The organism is Companilactobacillus sp. FL22-3, assembly GCF_054881455.1.
The window spans coordinates 1-405 of sequence record NZ_JBTYYZ010000038.1 but is presented as its reverse complement, the minus strand read 5'-3'; the positions used below and the strand labels follow the sequence as shown (position 1 = coordinate 405).

Annotated in this window: 1 protein-coding gene; it reads right to left on the bottom strand. The window is 35.1% G+C overall.

Annotated elements, in window-relative coordinates; genetic code table 11:
- Positions 1-49: 49 nt before the first annotated feature.
- On the bottom strand, positions 50-328 hold the full coding sequence (locus tag ACYT32_RS12385) for a hypothetical protein (protein ID WP_461793479.1): 279 nt from the start codon (positions 326-328) through the stop codon (positions 50-52).
- Positions 329-405: the final 77 nt, after the last annotated feature.

Here is a 405-nt window from a genome sequence, read left to right as displayed (position 1 = left end):
AATCCAGAAATTAAGCCAAAAAACAATCCTGAAAATAAAAACGATCGGCCTAGTTATTAGGTTGATCGTTTTTTAATTTATCCGGTTTATGGGCGTTAACATAGTCAGCAAATATTTTTAAAAGTTCTTCGGTTTGTTCGACCGAGAGGTTATTAGCTTGAAAGTATTTTTCGAGCAAAGCCCCTTTTTGAATTAATTGGCGAGAACGTGCTTTGCGGTCTTGTCGGCTTTCATAGTATTTAGATTGCCGTAATTTAAAATCTTCCCGCTCAATTTTTTGTTTTAAACGCGCTTGCTTCTCGACTAGTTTTTCATATTGATTAGACATGGAATTTCCCCATCACGTATGGTTAATGATTTACGGACTTTACCTTTAAAAATTCAGAAAAATGCTTGGCTAAAAGC

What these genes read in the sequence shown, in the direction of transcription:
- ACYT32_RS12385 (WP_461793479.1), bottom strand. Translation starts at nt 328, where the DNA reads ATGTCTAATCAATATGAAAAACTAGTCGAGAAGCAAGCGCGTTTAAAA.